Origin of the sequence: Bacillus sp. AP8, from assembly GCF_000321185.1 — a bacterium.
GTDB classification, from domain to species: domain Bacteria; phylum Bacillota; class Bacilli; order Bacillales; family DSM-1321; genus Bacillus_AD; species Bacillus_AD massilioanorexius.
This window is the reverse complement of the sequence record NZ_CAPG01000064.1, coordinates 89,976-107,849: the sequence shown is the minus strand read 5'-3', so window position 1 is coordinate 107,849 and position 17,874 is coordinate 89,976. Positions and strand designations below refer to the sequence as shown.

Genomic DNA, 17,874 nt, shown 5'->3' with positions numbered 1-17,874 from the left:
GCCTCTAAAGGACCTCGATTTATTAGGGCTCTTCTATATTTAAAAAAATCAACGTAATTACTTATTATGAGACCAACCTTCAACATCCCAAACTTTTGTTACCCAATCTTTATAGAAATCAGGTTCATGAGATACGAGGACAACCGTACCTTTGTATGCTTTTAAAGCACGTTGAAGTTCTTGTTTGGCATCAACATCTAAGTGATTAGTTGGTTCGTCAAATAAAACCCAATTGCTTTCTTCCATTAGCAATTTACATAGTCGAACTTTTGCTTGTTCTCCACCACTCAGTTGGTTAAGTGGACGAGAGATATGTTCATTTTTTAAACCACAGCGTGCAAGGGCAGCTCGTACTTGATGTTGATCCATGCCAGGATAAGCATTCCACACGTCTTCAATCGGTGTAATATTGCCAGCTTTTACTTCTTGTTCGAAATAGACAGGATATAAGAAGTCACCACGTGAAATATCACCACTCAGCGGAGGAATAACACCAAGAATGGTTTTAAGTAAAGTGGATTTCCCAACACCATTGCAGCCGACAATCGCAATTTTATCTCCACGTTCGATAGTCATCGACATTTTGGGTAGAAGAGGATGGTCATAACCGATTTCAAAATCTTTTCCTTCGAATACCCAGCGACTGCTTCCACGAGCCTCTTTGAATTCAAATGTTGGTTTGGCAGCTGTTTCCGGTCGATCAATTCGTTCCATACGATCAAGTTGTTTTTGACGGCTTTTTGCACGGCCAGTCGTTGAGAAACGGGCCTTATTTTTAGCAATAAATTCTTCTTGCTTTTTAATGTATTCCTTTTGCTTTTCATACGCGTTAATATGTTGATTTTTATGAAGCTCAGCTAACTCCAAAAACTTTTCATAAGTAGCTGTATAGCGAGTTAACTTAGCAAATTCTAAATGAAAGATAACATCCGTTGCAGCATTCATAAACTCCGTATCATGTGAAATTAATATAAAAGCATGAGGATATTCTTTTAAATATTTCGTTAACCATGTAATATGTTCTTCATCTAAATAGTTGGTAGGCTCATCAAGAAGAAGAACTTGAGGTTGTTCAAGCAATAATTTTGTTAATAAAACTTTTGTACGCTGACCGCCACTTAGTGCAGAGACGTCTCGATCTAAACCGATTGCATCTAAACCAAGTCCTCGTGCGGCATCTTCAATTTTTAAATCAAGTGAATAAAAACCACCTGCATCCAATTTATCTTGAAGTTCAGCCATTCTTTCTAGCAATTCTTCTAATTCTTCTGGAGATGCTTCTCCCATCTTACCTGTTACTTCGTTTAATTCCGCTTCCACATCAAAAAGGTCTTTGAAAGCTTCTTGTAAAACATTTCGTATTGTTTTACCTGGTGTAAGATTTGTATGTTGATCTAAGTAGCCATAAACTACACCCGGTGTCCATTGGACTTTACCGCTATCATACATTGTTTGACCAGTAATGATGTTCATCATTGTTGATTTTCCTACACCGTTCGCACCTACAAGACCAACATGTTCATTATTTAATTGAAAAGAAACTTCTTTAAATAGCATTCGATCGCCAAAACTATGAGTCAATTTTTCTACATTTAACAAGCTCATTTATTTTTTCAACTCCTGAAATTATCGTTGCACATATTGTATTATTGTATTCGAGTTTATAAATCGATGTAAAGTGAAAAACGACAGTAGTCGATTTTAATTAGGATAAAATTATGGAAATACTTTTTATATGATGCTTGGAGAATTGAGAATGAAAAACTCCTTTCCTATAGTGGAAAGGAGTTTTTCATTCATCTTAAATTATTTTATTTATCAAATTTCATTCCTTTTAATAAATCAGCAAAGGGATTATTTATTGGTTCAGCCTCTTTTTCTTGTTGTTTTAAATACTTCTGAACGGTTCGCTTATCCACTTTTCCTCTAGATTCATTTTTACGTCTTGCTTCAAAAGCAGATAGTTTTTCACGATACCCACATTTACATGCGAAGATTTGTCCTTTTCCTTCACCACGTAATTCCATTTTCTTTCTACACTGCGGACAACGAGCATTTGTCACACGTGATACATTTTTTCGATGACCACATTCACGGTCTTGGCAAACAAGCATTTTTCCTTTTTTTCCATTAACCTCAAGCATTGGCTTACCACAATCAGGACAAGATTTTGTTGAGATATTATCGTGCTTATATTTTTTATTGCTTGCTTTAATTTCGGACACAATTTCTTTAGTATGTTTTTTCATTTCATTAATGAAAACATCTTTTTTTAGCTTACCTTTCGCAATGAGTTCAAGCTTTTGCTCCCATTCGGCTGTTGTTGCAGGGGAACGTAATTCTTCTGGTACTAAATCAAGTAACTGGCGTCCTTTAGAGGTTATATAGATTTCTTTTCCACCACGTTTTTCGATTAAGAACGAATTAAATAATTTATCAATAATATCAGCACGAGTGGCCACTGTACCAAGCCCACCAGTGGATTTTAATGTATCTGCCAACTTTTTGTCATTCGTTTCCATGTACTTTGTAGGATTTTCCATTGCCGATAGTAAAGTAGCTTCTGTAAATCGCGCAGGTGGCTTTGTTTGCCCTGAAGTTTGAGCGATTAATTTTGTTTTTAAGACTTCATCTTTTTCAAGATGAGGTAATAATTGCTCTTTTACATCATCCGTTGATTCCTCATCATCGAAACGGTTTTCATATACTTCTTTCCACCCAGCATTTTTTACTGATTTGCCTTTAGCGATGAACTTTTCATCACCGACTTTTGCTTGTATTATTAACTGCTCGTATTCAAAAGCAGGGTATAGTACAGCTAAGAAACGCTTTACGACCAGATCATAAATTTTACGTTCTTTATCTGTAAAAGCTGAGAAGTTCACATAGCCTTCCGTTGGAATGATAGCATGGTGATCACTGACTTTTCTATCATCTACAAAGGCTTTTGTTGCTTTAATCGGCTTTGTTAATACTTTATTAGCAAGAGAACGGTATTCCCCTATACCGCATGCTTTTAAACGTTCAGGAAGTGTACTAACAATGTCTGAAGATAAATAACGTGAGTCTGTACGAGGATATGTTAGCACTTTATGTTGTTCATACAGTTTTTGCATGATATTTAGTGTTTCTTTAGCAGAATAACCAAAAATTTTATTGGCGTCCCGCTGTAACTCAGTTAAATCATATAGAGCAGGCGAGAATGATTTCTTTGCTTTTCGATCAACAGAAACAATAATCGCATCTTTACGTCCAAGTGATTTTACGATTGCATCGACTTTTTCTTTATTAAAACTACGGCTATTACCATTTGCGTCTTGCCAAGTTAGTTTAAGTCCTTCTGTTTGAGCCTCAATTCCATAATACGTTACAGGTTTGAAATTCTTAATTTCATTTTCACGGGCTGCAACCATTGCGACTGTAGGTGTTTGCACACGTCCGCAGTTTAATTGAGCATTAAATTTTGTTGTTAAGGCACGAGTTGCATTTAAACCGATATACCAATCAGCTTCTGAACGTGCTACCGCTGAAGCATATAGGTTTTCATAGGCTTTTCCAGGTTTTAAATTATTAAATCCATCCTTAATAGCTTTATCTGTTACAGAAGAAATCCACAGTCGCTTGATAGGTTTGTGAACTTTCGCTTTATCAATTATCCAACGTGCAACTAATTCTCCTTCGCGTCCTGCATCAGTAGCTATAATTATTTCATTTACATCACTGCGATTTAATTGTGCCTTTACAGCATTGAACTGCTTTCCAGTTTGTTTCATGACAACTAATTTCATGCGTTCTGGAAGCATTGGAAGGTCTTCTAAATTCCATGTTTTATATTTATTATCATATACTTCAGGATCCGCTAGTGTTACTAAATGTCCTAGCGCCCAAGTGATGATATAGTTATTACCCTCTAAAAATCCATTTCCTTTCTTTGTACATTTCAAAACATTTGCAATATCTCGTGCAACAGAAGGTTTCTCAGCAATTACTACACTTTTTGCCATTTTTTCGAACTCCTTTACTAGCTATGTACCGTTTAATATACCATAGTTTCAATGAGGAAATGACTTATCGACTTCTAGTTAGCATCAAAACTATATATGGAAGCCAGTAATTGGTGAACAATTATTTTTATATAGTATTTCTTGTTGCAAGAGGAGATAGCTTATTTAATAGCTTGATTGACAACTTCATCTAATGCTTTTTTGAATATTTTTGGTGGTTCTGTCATGGCGCATACAATAAATCATACTCGTAAGCAGACGAAGAAATGGAAATACTTATAACTGTTCTATCCACCATAATCTTAGTATGAATAATTCCACTCATGGATTATATAATTCATACGTTTTTAGTATTATAATTTTAATTGATTAGAAGCAATTAGCATGGTTTGTTTTTTACTTTGGTTTTGGTTATATGTATACATAAGTAGAGGTTTAAAGAGTAAAAGGTTATCGTAACCAAGAGATGAACAGAGAGAAAAGTTAGTTTTATCCAATATCTAGATTTAACTAAAGCTGAATCAATAAGAGGAGGATTGCATGTCATGGCAAAAGGTAAAACAAATGCAATGCGGATTTTAGATAGTGCTAAAATTCCCTATGAAATGATGTCCTATGAAGTGAAAGATGGAAAAATTGATGGGGTATCTGTTGCTAATAAGATTGGGAGAAATCCAGAAATCGTTTATAAAACCTTAGTTGCGCAGGGGACTAGTAAAAATGTATATGTATTTGTAATCCCTGTGGAAGAAGAATTAAATTTGAAAAAAGCAGCTTCAGTAGCCGGTGAAAAGAAGGTTGAAATGGTAGCAGTAAAGGATATTCAAAAATTAACTGGATATATTAGAGGAGGTTGCTCTCCGGTTGGTATGAGCAAAAAATATCCAACTTTTATTCAAGAAGATGCCTTAGGTCAGGAAACCATTATTGTTAGTGGTGGTAAAATAGGTATGCAAATTGAAATAGAAGCGGAACAATTAGCTCATATTCTTATAGCAAAATTCGTTGATATTGTTCATTAAGGAATGAAGTGGGAGGCTGTTTCGAAAAGAAACAGCCTCTTTTTTATGATGTTGAACTTTTTTAAATAGTTCTAAAGAATATGGGGATTACCCAAAAGGACCGGTGTCGTTTTTTCTTATTAGGCATTCACCTAAAAAAGTGAGCGCTCATATATTGATGTGAGAGGATATATATCTTTGAAAAAAGGAGTGCTTGGTATTGAAGGAGCGTATACTTCATTATTTTGCGGCGGGGAATACAGCAAGAGGTTTTCATAGTCTTTATCAATCAAATTTAGTTGATTTGCAAAAGCTTTTTATATTAATTGGAGCACCAGATACTAGTAAATCTAATTTGATGAAAGAAATAGGACGGAGGTATGAAAATCAAGATTATTCGTTGGAATATATTCATAGTGCATCGAATCATGATGTATTAGAAGGACTAATTATTAAGGAATTAGCGGTAGGCATTGTATCTGAAAATGGATTACAAGCTAAAGATTTAAATGGATTACAAGCTAAAGAAGTATATATAAGCTTAGGGGAAGCAAAGGATATGAAGTCAATCGTATCACAAAAGGAAATGATTGAGTCGCTATCAAATAAAAGATTACAAGCTAATCAATTAGCCTATGATACTTTTGCGGAAGCGTTAAGTATTCATGACGAGTGGGAAGCGATCTTTATCGACAACATGGATTTCGATAAAGCAAATGATCTGACAGATGAGTTGATAGGTCTTTTATTTGAAAATCGTTTTTTAAAGCATGGTACGAGTAAGGTATACCATCGTTATTTAGGTGCGGCAACTCCTAAAGGTGCGATTGATTTTGTCCCCAATCTGACAGCTGATATTCATAATCGATATTTTGTAAAAGGACGCCCTGGTTCTGGAAAATCAACAATGTTAAAAAAGATTGCTGAACAAGCAGAAGAAAGAGGATATACTGTTGAAATCTATCATTGTGGTTTTGATCCACATAGTTTAGATATGGTTATTGTTCGAGAGTTGGATTTTGCTATTTTTGATAGTACAGCTCCTCATGAGTATTTTCCAACTCGTAATGGAGATCGAATAATAGATGTTTATGAACGCTGTATAACCCCTAATACAGATGAGGACTATAGTCTAGATATCGAAAACGTGGCACAACGCTATCGGGCTAAAATGAATGAAGCAACTGCGCACTTAGCTTTAGGGAAATCGTTGGGGAATGAAATTGAAAAAATATATTGTTCCTGTATAGATTTGCGGAAAATGAAATCTATTGAAGAAGCTATTGTGGATGCCATCGAGGAATAGCAAATGAAAAAATACCCCTTCTCCGAATCCATAAAATGAGTTGGAGAAGGGGTATTGACTGTCTAAAGATAACGGAAAGGCGCTGTTTGGGTGGATTAAAGAGATAACTAAATTAAAAAATAAGATGTGCGATACCTACTATGATTGGCAATGTTATCACCGTACGTAATAAGAAAATAACAACGAGATCTTTAAAGTTTACTGGAATCTTTGAACCTAATAATAGGCCACCAACCTCGGACATGTAAATAAGTTGAGTTACTGATAAAGTAGCTATCACAAAGCGAGTTAGATCACTTTCAATTCCAGAAGCTAGTACAGATGGTAAAAACATATCAGCAAAACCAATTAAGATCGTTTGCGAAGCAGCTGTTGCTTCCGGAATCTGTAGCATTTCTAATATAGGGATAAATGGGATGCCGAGCCATTGAAAGACTGGAGTATATGTTGCGATAATTAAGGCAAGTGTACCCATTGCCATTACAACTGGTGCAACTCCCATCCATAGATCTAGAACATTTCGTCCTCCATCCACTAGAAAATCTTTTATATTTTTGTTTTTCTCAGCACGTTCCACAGCAAGCTTAATACCCCATGTTAGTGGATTATAGCCTTCTGGAGTAACTTCTTCATCATCATGATGATTATTCACATGGTACGTATCAGGTTTTCTAGATAATGGTGGAATTCTTGGCATAATAATAGCTGCTACTAAGCCGGATAATAATACAGTTAAATAAAATGGAATAAAAAGATACTCTAAATCTACTTGAGAAATAATTACTAAGCTGAATGTTATAGAAACGACTGAGAATGTAGTTCCAATAATAGCCGCTTCTCTTTTTGTATAGTAGCCTTCCTCATATTGCTTACTCGTTAATAATACTCCGATTGTTCCATCTCCTAACCAAGAAGCTGCACAACCGATAGAAGAGCGTCCAGGAAGTTTAAAGAGAGGACGCATTACTTTCATTAATAAAGCTCCAAATAGCTCTAATAATCCAAAGTTGAGTAATAGAGGTAATAATAAACCTGCAAAGAAGAATACTGTAAATAAAGTAGGTAATAGACTAAATAGTAATGTGCCACCAGTGTCTTCAGACCAAATCCATTCAGGGCCGATTTTGAAAAGGACACAAAGAGCGAAAATGGCTCCAATAATTCTTGTAATAAACCAGAATAAGTTCACTTCAAATAAAGAAATAAAAAAAGGACTTTTCTTTAAAAAAGGTATATTAAAATACTTAGCGGCTACAGTACCAATAACAGCAAGTATAATAATAATCGTCATAATGTACGGAATCGAATCACCCAATATGTCTTTGAAAGTACTAGAGAGGATAGCGATTGGAATGGTGATATTTCCTTTATAGGAAACAGGCGTAATGAATAATAAAATTCCAATAAGAGAAGGAATTATAAATAGTAATATAGAAGAAAATTTATATGTGCTTTTCATCTTGTTCCCCTTAAATAAATGATATAGATAATTAATATATATACATTTTAATGCATAATAATTAAAAAATCTATTAGTATTTTAAAATAATTTTTCGATGATTATTCGGAAATGTTATTAGTAAATGTTTTATCTTTTATGTAAAACATTATGTCGTTATTTCTTATTTAATATGTATATAAGACAAGTATATTTTTAATGTGTATAATAACTTTGCTAGGGTTATTTATTATTTAGGCATAATAAAAAGTAAGAGAGGCGTTTTTATGGAAAGAATAAAAATGGCTGATGACCTTGAATTTTCAAGAATTATTCATGGACATTGGAGGCTAATGGATTGGGGTTATAGTAATCAACAGGTACTACAATTACTAGAAGAGTGCTTAGATTTAGGCATTACAACAATTGATACAGCAGATATATATGGCAATTATTCATGTGAGGCTGGCTTGGGAAATGCATTAGCATTAAAACCAGAAATAAGAGAAAAATTGGAGATTGTCACGAAATGCGGAATTAAATTAACAAGTAGAGAAGATGTATTATTAAATCATTATGATAGCAGTAAGGAGCATATTATTTCTAGCGTAGAAACGTCACTTCATAATCTTCAAACGGATTATATTGATGTATTATTAATTCATAGACCAGATGTGTTAACAAATCCTGAAGAAGTAGCAGAAGCTTTTAGTCTTTTACAAAAACAAGGGAAAGTAAAGCACTTTGGTGTATCTAATTATTCTCCTTCGCAAGTAAGTATGCTACAAGCTTTTTTACCGTACCCACTTGTAACGAATCAAGTTGAATTATCGCCATTAGTAAGAGATCAATTCGAAAATGGAACGCTTGATCAAGCAATTGAAAGAAAGATGCCACCAATGGCATGGTCTCCATTAGCGGGAGGAGCCGTTTTCCATAGTGAAGATGAAAGATCCCTTCGTGTCCGAAAAGTATTACATAAAATTGCAGATGAAATTGGAGCAGACAGTATCGATCAAGTAGTTTATGCTTGGTTATTGATGCATCCAGCAGATATTATGCCAATAGTTGGTTCAGGAAAAATAGAACGCATTAAAAATGCTGTTAATGCGCTAGATTTAAGGATGAATAGGGAACAATGGTATGAAATTTGGGTTGCATCAAGAGGCAAAAACGTTGATTAAGTATAAAAAGCAGATTAGTTAATCATAAGAAATAGGATGTGTTATAAGTGATTAAATGTATAGCAATAGATATGGATGGAACGTTGTTAAATAAAAATGAAAAAGTGAGTCAGGCGAATGAACAGGCGTTTAAGCGTGCACAGGAGCAAGGTGTAGAAGTGGTTGTAGCAACAGGTCGCCCATACATTGAAGCTCGTCATGCATTAGATGAAGCGAATATTACATGTTCCCTTATTTCTATAAATGGTGCTGTAATTTGGAATGAAAAGGGAGAGAAAATAGCATCTAATCCAATGCTGAAAAGTGATGTTAGCAAAGCTCAAAAAATTTTAGAGGATGCTTCTATTTATTTTGAGTTATTTACAAGTAAAGGTCGATTTACGAAAAAACGTAGTGTTTCAATCGCCATTATAATGGATATTTTAAAGTCAGCCTTTCCAAACGAAGATCCAGCCAATTTGGAAAAGCAAGTAAATGAACATTTCGAAATGGGTCATATTCATGAAATTGACAATTATGAAGAACTTATCAATGATGACGAAGTAGAATTGTACAAAATGTTAGCATTTTCTCATGAGCTTAATCAGCTTGGAAAATCTGGTGAAGAAATAAAGTCAACAACAACTTTAGTTGTTAGTTCATCTGGAGTAGGAAATCTGGAAATAACTAGCTTTGATGCGCAAAAAGGTGAAGCGCTAGAAAAGTTTGTTGCTGAAAAGAACATTTCATTAAGCGAAACAATGGCTATTGGAGATAGTTATAATGATTGGTCAATGTTTGAAAAAGCAGGAAAAGCTGTAGCGATGGGAAATGCACCATTAGACATTCAGGAATTTTGTGATGAAGTTACATTAACAAACGCTGAAGATGGCGTAGCACATGCTATTCTTAAAGCGATTTCCAATAAATAAGCAATAAGTGACAAAGTCAAGAAACATCAGTGAGAGCTCAAAGGAACTAGGCACTCTTACTGGTGTTTCTTTTTTAATTTTATCGACCAGCTAGTAAAGAGTTGGGTCAGACATCTAGGTTTTAAAAAATAACAAAGGGGAATGGTAATGAATTTATCGAAGCAATGTTTAATGTTTTTTCTTATCTTGATATTGGTTGGTTGTAATAAGGCAGAAACAGAATCAAAAGATCAAGGAATAACAGATACGGAAACCACTAGCAAGCCGTTAGATGAAATGACAGTAGTAGCAGAAAAACTAGATATTCCATGGTCCATTCAAAAGGAAGAAGATACGTTTTACATTAGTGAACGTAATGGTACGATTGCTGTGATTGAGAATGGAAAAAGTCATCGAGAAAATATATTGCTAAAGAAAGTATTATCATCACAACCAGAAGCAGGTCTTTTAGGTTTTGTGTTAAGCTCTGATTTTAAGCAATCTCAACAAGCTTTTGCCTATTATACGTATGATCAAGAAGGAGAATCGTTTAACCGAATAATTGTTTTAAAGAGAGAAAATCATAGATGGAAAGAAATAAGAACTTTATTAGATAAAATTCCAAGTGGGCAATATCATCATGGAGGGCGTATGAAAATAGGTCATGATCATAAGTTGTATATCACAGTTGGAGATGCTTTGAACGAAGAGCGAGCACAAAATATAAGCTCTTTAAATGGGAAAATTCTTCGAATGAAGCTAGATGGCACAATACCAGAAGATAATCCTTTTCCTAATTCTTATGTATATAGCTATGGACATAGAAACTCACAAGGACTTGTATGGAATGAAAACGGTCAGCTTTATAGTAGTGAACATGGACCTTCGGCTCATGATGAAATTAATCTTATTACACCAGGTAATAATTATGGATGGCCTATTATAAAAGGAGATGAAGCAAAAACAAACATGCAAAATCCACTTATACATTCAGGAAAGGATACATGGGCTCCTTCTGGAATAGCTTATTATAAAAAAAATCTTTATATAGCAATGCTAAGAGGGGAGTCTGTAAAAAGATTCGATATCCAATCGAAAGTTATGCATAATGTCGTAACAGGTGTTGGACGAATTCGAGATGTTTTCATTGAAGGAGACTATTTGTATTTTATAACCAATAATACAGATGGGAGAGGCGTACCTAAGCCAGAAGATGATAAATTATATATGATAAAGCTATCTGAAACATCTTAAAACTTCGGTATATGGGTTGAACGAAAAGAATATAAAAAAAGCCACTCATCTAGGAGTGGCTAATAAAGGGGATACTATGGAAAGTTCATCACATCTATAGTATCTCCAAATCTTTTATAAGATATACATTCTATATGATAAAATCAATCTTCCCATTTATAGGTCCAGAACTTTTCGGTATTCACTCTTTCTAGGATGGCTGGATCTTTTTGTTTAAGTAGCTGATCCCATTCAGCCATCATATATTGTGTTTGAGAACTATGAGCTTTCATCGCTCCAATTTTAATATCTTGATAAGCACTTACATCATGAATAATATCTGGAGCCCCTAAATCTGCCTCGCTATTGTGTGCAAAGGCGCAAGCATACAATTTAGGGCGGTCTTCTTTTGCAATTCTACCTAAAGCTTTTACAACAGCTCTTCCTGTAGCTTCATGATCAGGATGAACACTATAACCAGGGTAGAAGGAAATAGCGAGTGTAGGTTGTAATTCTTTTATAGCTGAGGAGATTATATTAATGAGAAATTCTTCATCTTCAAATTCTACTGTTTTATCTCGTAAACCCATCATACGTAAATCAGAAATACCCATTACGTCTGCAGCTTTTTTTAGCTCTTTTTTTCGAATTAAAGGAAGAGATTCACGTGTCGCAAAGGGTGGAATCCCTAAATTTCTTCCCATTTCACCTAAAGTTAAACAAATATAAGTTACGGGTGTTCCTGTTTGTGTAAAGCTCGCGATTGTACCAGATACACCAAATGCCTCATCATCGGGATGAGGAAATACAACAAGTACGTGTTTTTCCTGATTCAAAATGAAACTCTCCTTTCTAGTCTAATGTATTATTCAAATGGAGTCATACTAATTTGTAAAGCAACAGCTAGCTTTCCAGTCTCATCAAGTCCAGCTAGAAGTAATCGATTATGTTCATCAATTTGATAATGATTTAATCCTTCCGCGTAAACCCAGCCTATAGGAAGCTTTAATCCAACACGATAAGGTCCATCTCCCATTATTTTTCCGTGGTCATATTGAACAAGAGCGTTTCGTATATAAGCTCCCGCTGAATAAGTACCTCCACCGAAATGGGAAGCATAGGCTCCGTTTGTAGTTTCTAGATGTACATAAACATGTTTTTGTTGAAAAGAATCAATGGCTTCTTGTACAACAGACGGTATGATTGGCTTCATAACAGCTCCTCCTCTTTAAATGAATTATTATATTTGAATGGAATGATGTCTTTCAAAATAATCTGTTTACACTATCTTACTAAAAGAAAGCAGAGAATGCGAAGAGAATACCTTCTTTTTTAGTAAAAAGATTAATCAAATGCTTCCTTTTAAGTGAAATAAAAAAGAGAAAAGGACTAACTGCTACATTAGTCCTTACACATTACAGGATGTTATTTGTTTTTGTTAGCTCCATATAATTTATATGCTCCGTGCATAGTTGGACCAACATATTCGTTTAATTTCCAAGAATGGCGAATCGCTTCGGTGATAAAATCTTTAGCTACAGAAATCGCTTCTTTAACAGAAGCTCCTTTAGCTAATTCAGCTGTAATAGCAGCAGCAAAGGTACAGCCCGCACCGTGAGTATATGAAGTTGGAATCAGATCATTTTCAATAATTGTATGTTCTTTTCCGTCATATACTAGGTCGATTGCTTTTTCAATACCATGTAGCTTACTTCCGCCTTTTACCACTACATATTGGACACCTAGTGCATGGATTTTTTCAGCAGCTTTTTTCATTTGATCAACAGTAGTGATCGTTTGCATACCTGCTAGCTGGGATGCTTCGAATAAGTTAGGTGTTGTAACAGTCGCAAGAGGAAGTAAGGCTTCTCTATAGGCTATTGTATGTTCAGGGAATAAAACTTCATCTTCCCCTTTACACACCATAACAGGATCAATGACTACTTTCTTTATATCGTACTCTTTAATTTTTCTAGCAGCTAACTCGATAATCTCAACAGAGCCAAGCATACCCGTTTTAAGAGCGTCAACATCAACTGAAAGAATGGTTTCAAGTTGAGCTTCAACTACATCAGTATTTTGTGGAAAAACTTGATGACGCCAATGGTCCTTTGGATCCATGGCTACAATTGTTGTTAATGCAGTCATTCCATAAACACCTAGTTCTTGAAAGGTTTTGAGATCGGCTTGAATCCCTGCACCGCCACTAGAGTCAGAACCTGCAATTGTTAAAGCTTTTTTCATTGTCATGTGAACCCTCCTAATAAGTACGTGAATCTATGTAAATAATTTTCATGATCTCTTTTAGATTATAATACCCTTAATTTTATTTACAAGAAATAAAAATGTAATTTTCAAAAAACGGTAACGCTAAGGGAAATATAAAAAAAAGCAATGCGATGTCCATATGGACACTGCATTGCTTTATTTAAAAAGAAAAGAGGGGGCAATAGTGGATAAGCTTATTTTTCAGCAATGACGACTACTTTACCAAAATCCAATTCTTGCTCGTATTTATTGGCTTCATTTTCTGTTAGTCCTAAACTTTCCATCTTAGCGCGCAATTCATCGCCACGTGATCTAAACATATTACCGAGATTGTCTAAAACGCCTTGTTCTTGAATCCCAACCTTTTCAGTTTCTGTAATTTCAGTAAGGTGTTTAGAACGATCTTTATCGTGAGCAAAAATATAAATGTCCTCTTTTGTATAACCTGTAGCAGTTAAAACCTCAATTTTTTCCTTTGCTTGAACTCCATTTTCTACAACGTGTACTTGATACATAAATATTCCTCCTCGGTTTTTGGTATTTATGTTGAATCTGTGTTGTTTGTAAGTTATACGTTATATAACCTCATTTATAAGGTTTGAAACATATAAATGTTGAAAAATACAAAAAAACTTACATCTACTGCAAATAAAGCTACAATAAAAATAACGACTATGTAAGAGAAAGCTAGGGGATAACATGATTATATTAGATAGCGTGCATTCATCTTGGAAACCTTTTTTAACTGAAGAAATCATACAAGAAATAAGAGAAATTGAAAGGGAAATTGGCGATAACTATAATCCGATTAATCCAGATAATATTTTACGCTTTCTATCAGTGGATTTGCATAAAGTAAAGGTGGTTTGGTTAGGTCAAGATGTCTATCCAATGAAGGGAGCAGCTACAGGAAGATCTTTTGAAGTAGGAGGATTAGAAAGTTGGGTTGGCCCTTTTCGCCAAGTATCGCTAAAGAATATCATTCGTTTATTGCATAAAAATTATCATAATATTCATCACTACGACGAAATAAAGAGCTATGAGGAGATAAAGAAGGAAATTAAAGCAGGAACTTTTCCCATTAAACCACCACATCAATGGTTTGATTATTTAGAAGAGCAAGGGGTGTTGTTTTTAAATACTTCTTTTACATGTGAAATTGGTAAACCAAATAGTCACAAAAAAATATGGGAGCATTTTTCTAAACAAGTTTTAACCTATATATCAAAAGAAAATCCTCAGATTAAATGGTTTTTATGGGGAAAAGAAGCAATATCTAATAAAGAGTATATTCAACAAGGAGAATTTTTTGAAAGTAGGCATCCAATGATGTGTAGCGTGAAATATGAGGATGATTTTTTGAAATTCAAAGGATTTGAACAATCTAAAGATTATATTAAATGGATTTGAATCATAAATCGACATTGTTTCACGTGAAACAACATTTTTCTACAAAGACATATCCATGCAAATAGGGAGATGAAGGTTAGACCAATGAAAGTAAATTGCATAAAGTGTAAGCATTATTTTGTAACATGGGATGTTACCGCTCCTAAAGGTTGTAAGGCTTTTAATTTTAAAGCTACTAAAATACCTTCTTTAATAGTATTACAATCTTCTGGACAAGCTTGTTTGAAATATGAACCGAAATTTCGATAGTGTATCGAGATTGTTGATTGATAGCTTGAATATGTTAGAATGAAGGAAAAACTACACTAGAGGTATATAGAATGAGTATTTCATCCGATAAAGTGTTGAATAAAATGGAAGAATTAATTCACAAAGCAAAAGTAGCAGAAACCTTAGAGCAAAAGAAAAGCTATGCAACAGCCATAAAAGCTTTATGTGAATTGTTATCTGAAGAAGAGACCATACAACCAATTAGCGAAGTAGTCTCTTCACAAAGACAAACGATGTCACCCCAAGCATCTGTGGCTGAAGTAGCTTCGCAAAAGCCGATGTCTATCGAAGAAGCCAATGGAACTTCATTATTAGATTTTTAAGTGAACATGTTGTTATACAAAAGCCTTACATCTATATCTATTGGATGTAAGGCTTTTTAATTGTTCTAGCAAAGAGCCCGATTGATATTTATACCATGCTATAATATACACGCTATTTAAGATATGAGAAATCAGGATGAACAGAAAGGTAGGTTGAACCATGACGGAATCACTGATTACAAAAAAGGCTATTTCACAGGCACTTGTTGATTTATGTGCTCATAAACGATTTGATAAAATAAGCATTGCTGATATAACGAATAAATGTGGCTTGAAACGTCAAACATTTTATTATCATTTTACAGATAAATATGATTTGCTAGAGTGGATATATAGACAAGATGCTCTTTTATATTTATCAGATGATATTAGTCTAGAAAATTGGAATCAACATGTTTTAAAAATGCTACAGCAAATACAAACAAATGGATCGTTTTATCATACTACCGTCAAATTTGATCAAAACATTCTAACGGGATGCTTTTCAGAGATGACGAATAAATTATTTCATGAATTATTTGAGCGTCTTGATGAACATAATCAAGTATGCTTGAAAGATCGAGAATTTTATTCTCGCTTTTTTTCGTATGGGTGTAGTGGAGTACTTTTGAAATGGATATTTGACGAATATACAGAATCGGCGGAAGAAATCGCTAAACAAATGGTTCGCCTTGCAAAAGATACGCAATTTTTGGTCTCACAATTGTAGACTAACTAGACAATTCCTCCAATTTGTCAAAAAAATTGACAGATAACATAAACTGTTTAGATTACTTTTTCAAATAAGCGGTATAGTACCTATACAACAAATTTGGAGGAGGATTATTCATGAAAAAAAGAGATATAGGAGTCATTGCAGCGGGAACAGCTATCGGAGCAGCTTTTGCTGTTAAGAAAGTGAATGAGCGTAAACATAAAAATAAACAACGTCTCGTAGATGAAGATATTCAATCTCGAAATTATGGAAACAAACAAGTCTATTTTATTGGTGGAGGGATTGCAAGTCTGGCTGGTGCAGCCTATTTAATACGTGATGCTCATTTTAAAGGTGAAAATATCCACATCATCGAAGGCATGGATATCCTAGGTGGTAGCAATGACGGAGCAGGCAGTGGAGAAAAAGGATTTGTTTGTCGTGGTGGACGAATGTTAAATGAAGAAACATATGAAAACTTCTGGGATCTGTTTAGTAGTATTCCTTCGCTTGAGATGCCAGAGCAAAGTGTAACAGAAGAAATCCTTAATTTTGATCATTTGCATCCAACGCATGCACAAGCAAGATTAGTAGATAAAAATTGTAAAATAATAGATGCACACTCCATGGGGTTTAATAATAGTGATCGACTTGCGATGACCCGTTTATTAGCAACTCCAGAAGAAAAGTTAGATGATATGACTATTCAAGATTGGTTTGATTCACACTTTTTTGAAACCAACTTTTGGTTTATGTGGCAAACCACTTTTGCCTTTCAAAAATGGAGTAGCTTGTTTGAATTTAGACGTTATATGAATCGAATGATGCTAGAGTTTAGTCGAATAGATACGTTAGAAGGGGTTACAAGAACACGTTATAATCAATATGAAAGCTTAATCTTACCTCTTAAAGCCTTTTTGGATTGTCATCATGTCGATTTTACAATTAATAAAGTAGTTACAGATATCGATTTTAAAGAGGGGGATAGCATTACAGCCACAGTTCTACATTTGTTCGACGAAGAAACAATCGTCCTTGGAGAAGAGGATGTTGTATTTATGACAAATGCTTGTATGACAGATAGTGCAACACTAGGTGATTTACATACTCCTGCACCTCAACCTGAAGAACGACCAATTTCTGGTGAGCTTTGGTATAAGATTGCTCAGAAAAAGCCGCAACTTGGTAATCCAGAACCTTTCTTCGGTCATGAGAATCAAACAAATTGGCAGAGCTTTACGGTAACTTGTCGTGGAGATAGATTATTAAAACGTATAGAACGCTTTACTGGAAATATTCCAGGTAGTGGAGCATTAATGACATTCAAAGATTCAAATTGGTTGATGAGCACAGTTGTAGCTGCTCAACCGCACTTTAAAGCGCAAGATGCCAATACAACTATATTTTGGGGTTATGGCTTATATCCAAATCGAATAGGTGACTATGTAAAAAAACCAATGAAAGAATGTACAGGTGAAGAAATTCTATATGAATTAATATGCCATTTAAAATGGGCAGACGATTGGGAGGACATTAAGAAAGATGTCATTAATGTTATTCCTTGCTATATGCCGTTTATTGATGCTCAATTCCAACCTCGTAAAATGAGTGATCGTCCAAAAGTAGTGCCTGATGGTAGTACAAACTTTGCCATGATTAGTCAATTTGTCGAAATACCGCAAGATATGGTGTTTACTGAAGAGTATTCCGTTCGAGCAGCAAGAATAGCTGTATATACACTATTTGATATCGATAAAGAAATATGCCCTGTAACACCATATCATCGTGATCCTAAAGTTATTGCAAAGGCTACAAAGACGATGTTCAGATGAATATGGAGAAAAGGATTCTAC

At 34.6% G+C, this 17,874-nt stretch carries 16 protein-coding genes; 9 read left to right on the top strand and 7 right to left on the bottom strand.

Annotation, left to right across the window (positions count from 1 at the left end):
* Window positions 1-57: 57 nt before the first annotated feature.
* Both BN349_RS15725 and BN349_RS15720 read right to left on the bottom strand, forming a co-directional pair.
* On the bottom strand, window positions 58-1,605 hold the full coding sequence (locus BN349_RS15725) for an ABC-F family ATP-binding cassette domain-containing protein (protein WP_019243291.1): 1,548 nt from the start codon (window positions 1,603-1,605) through the stop codon (window positions 58-60).
* A 206-nt stretch (window positions 1,606-1,811) separates the two neighbouring features.
* Window positions 1,812-4,004, bottom strand: a complete 2,193-nt coding sequence (locus tag BN349_RS15720; protein WP_019243290.1) for a DNA topoisomerase III — start codon at window positions 4,002-4,004, stop codon at window positions 1,812-1,814.
* 545 nt (window positions 4,005-4,549) lie between these two features.
* Here BN349_RS15720 and ybaK point away from each other — a divergent pair.
* Both ybaK and BN349_RS15710 read left to right on the top strand, forming a co-directional pair.
* Window positions 4,550-5,026 carry a Cys-tRNA(Pro) deacylase gene (ybaK, locus tag BN349_RS15715; RefSeq protein WP_019243289.1) on the top strand — a complete coding sequence of 159 codons (477 nt, stop codon included), beginning with the start codon at window positions 4,550-4,552 and terminating at the stop codon, window positions 5,024-5,026.
* 199 nt (window positions 5,027-5,225) lie between these two features.
* A complete protein-coding gene (locus tag BN349_RS15710) occupies window positions 5,226-6,311 on the top strand; it encodes a PRK06851 family protein (protein WP_019243288.1) in 1,086 nt (361 codons plus the stop codon).
* Window positions 6,312-6,423: 112 nt separating this feature from the next.
* Here the strand turns inward: BN349_RS15710 and BN349_RS15705 are convergent, their stop codons facing one another.
* Window positions 6,424-7,770: a YjiH family protein gene (locus tag BN349_RS15705; RefSeq protein WP_019243287.1), complete on the bottom strand. Its 1,347-nt coding sequence runs from the start codon at window positions 7,768-7,770 to the stop codon at window positions 6,424-6,426.
* A 266-nt stretch (window positions 7,771-8,036) separates the two neighbouring features.
* Between BN349_RS15705 and BN349_RS15700 the strand changes: the two genes are divergently transcribed.
* From BN349_RS15700 to BN349_RS15690, 3 genes are all read left to right on the top strand, one after another.
* Window positions 8,037-8,933, top strand: a complete 897-nt coding sequence (locus tag BN349_RS15700; RefSeq protein WP_019243286.1) for an aldo/keto reductase — start codon at window positions 8,037-8,039, stop codon at window positions 8,931-8,933.
* 47 nt (window positions 8,934-8,980) lie between these two features.
* The gene (locus tag BN349_RS15695; protein WP_019243285.1) at window positions 8,981-9,844 is read left to right on the top strand and encodes a Cof-type HAD-IIB family hydrolase; all 864 of its coding nucleotides are present in this window, start codon (window positions 8,981-8,983) and stop codon (window positions 9,842-9,844) included.
* Window positions 9,845-9,991: 147 nt separating this feature from the next.
* A complete protein-coding gene (locus tag BN349_RS15690; protein WP_019243284.1) occupies window positions 9,992-11,077 on the top strand; it encodes a PQQ-dependent sugar dehydrogenase in 1,086 nt (361 codons plus the stop codon).
* 143 nt (window positions 11,078-11,220) lie between these two features.
* On the opposite strand, the gene bshB2 is transcribed toward BN349_RS15690, so the two are convergent.
* The 4 genes from bshB2 to BN349_RS15670 form a co-directional block, all read right to left on the bottom strand.
* Window positions 11,221-11,892 carry a bacillithiol biosynthesis deacetylase BshB2 gene (gene bshB2, locus BN349_RS15685; protein WP_019243283.1) on the bottom strand — a complete coding sequence of 224 codons (672 nt, stop codon included), beginning with the start codon at window positions 11,890-11,892 and terminating at the stop codon, window positions 11,221-11,223.
* 29 nt (window positions 11,893-11,921) lie between these two features.
* The gene (locus BN349_RS15680) at window positions 11,922-12,269 is read right to left on the bottom strand and encodes a YojF family protein (protein ID WP_019243282.1); all 348 of its coding nucleotides are present in this window, start codon (window positions 12,267-12,269) and stop codon (window positions 11,922-11,924) included.
* Between the two features lie 212 nt (window positions 12,270-12,481).
* Window positions 12,482-13,306, bottom strand: a complete 825-nt coding sequence (gene pdxK, locus BN349_RS15675; RefSeq protein WP_019243281.1) for a pyridoxine/pyridoxal/pyridoxamine kinase — start codon at window positions 13,304-13,306, stop codon at window positions 12,482-12,484.
* Between the two features lie 212 nt (window positions 13,307-13,518).
* Complete coding sequence (locus BN349_RS15670; protein WP_019243280.1) at window positions 13,519-13,839, bottom strand: general stress protein; 321 nt, start codon at window positions 13,837-13,839, stop codon at window positions 13,519-13,521.
* Window positions 13,840-14,023: 184 nt separating this feature from the next.
* On the opposite strand from BN349_RS15670, the gene BN349_RS15665 reads away from it, so the two are divergent.
* The 4 genes from BN349_RS15665 (at window position 14,024) to BN349_RS15645 (ending at window position 17,853) form a co-directional block, all read left to right on the top strand.
* On the top strand, window positions 14,024-14,734 hold the full coding sequence (locus tag BN349_RS15665; protein WP_019243279.1) for a uracil-DNA glycosylase: 711 nt from the start codon (window positions 14,024-14,026) through the stop codon (window positions 14,732-14,734).
* A gap of 320 nt (window positions 14,735-15,054) precedes the next feature.
* The gene (locus BN349_RS15655; protein WP_019243277.1) at window positions 15,055-15,327 is read left to right on the top strand and encodes a DUF5327 family protein; all 273 of its coding nucleotides are present in this window, start codon (window positions 15,055-15,057) and stop codon (window positions 15,325-15,327) included.
* A gap of 160 nt (window positions 15,328-15,487) precedes the next feature.
* On the top strand, window positions 15,488-16,036 hold the full coding sequence (locus BN349_RS15650) for a TetR/AcrR family transcriptional regulator C-terminal domain-containing protein (protein WP_019243276.1): 549 nt from the start codon (window positions 15,488-15,490) through the stop codon (window positions 16,034-16,036).
* 119 nt (window positions 16,037-16,155) lie between these two features.
* Window positions 16,156-17,853: an oleate hydratase gene (locus BN349_RS15645; RefSeq protein ID WP_019243275.1), complete on the top strand. Its 1,698-nt coding sequence runs from the start codon at window positions 16,156-16,158 to the stop codon at window positions 17,851-17,853.
* Window positions 17,854-17,874: the final 21 nt, after the last annotated feature.

Excerpts from the sequence above, each read along its gene's own strand:
- ybaK (WP_019243289.1), top strand. The coding sequence starts at position 4,550 with ATGGCAAAAGGTAAAACAAATGCAATGCGGATTTTAGATAGTGCTAAA.
- BN349_RS15700 (WP_019243286.1), top strand. The coding sequence starts at position 8,037 with ATGGAAAGAATAAAAATGGCTGATGACCTTGAATTTTCAAGAATTATT.
- BN349_RS15680 (WP_019243282.1), bottom strand. The coding sequence starts at position 12,269 with ATGAAGCCAATCATACCGTCTGTTGTACAAGAAGCCATTGATTCTTTT.
- BN349_RS15705 (WP_019243287.1), bottom strand. The coding sequence starts at position 7,770 with ATGAAAAGCACATATAAATTTTCTTCTATATTACTATTTATAATTCCT.
- BN349_RS15690 (WP_019243284.1), top strand. The coding sequence starts at position 9,992 with ATGAATTTATCGAAGCAATGTTTAATGTTTTTTCTTATCTTGATATTG.
- BN349_RS15665 (WP_019243279.1), top strand. The coding sequence starts at position 14,024 with ATGATTATATTAGATAGCGTGCATTCATCTTGGAAACCTTTTTTAACT.
- BN349_RS15720 (WP_019243290.1), bottom strand. The coding sequence starts at position 4,004 with ATGGCAAAAAGTGTAGTAATTGCTGAGAAACCTTCTGTTGCACGAGAT.
- BN349_RS15645 (WP_019243275.1), top strand. The coding sequence starts at position 16,156 with ATGAAAAAAAGAGATATAGGAGTCATTGCAGCGGGAACAGCTATCGGA.
- BN349_RS15655 (WP_019243277.1), top strand. The coding sequence starts at position 15,055 with ATGAGTATTTCATCCGATAAAGTGTTGAATAAAATGGAAGAATTAATT.
- BN349_RS15650 (WP_019243276.1), top strand. The coding sequence starts at position 15,488 with ATGACGGAATCACTGATTACAAAAAAGGCTATTTCACAGGCACTTGTT.
- BN349_RS15725 (WP_019243291.1), bottom strand. The coding sequence starts at position 1,605 with ATGAGCTTGTTAAATGTAGAAAAATTGACTCATAGTTTTGGCGATCGA.
- pdxK (WP_019243281.1), bottom strand. The coding sequence starts at position 13,306 with ATGACAATGAAAAAAGCTTTAACAATTGCAGGTTCTGACTCTAGTGGC.
- BN349_RS15670 (WP_019243280.1), bottom strand. The coding sequence starts at position 13,839 with ATGTATCAAGTACACGTTGTAGAAAATGGAGTTCAAGCAAAGGAAAAA.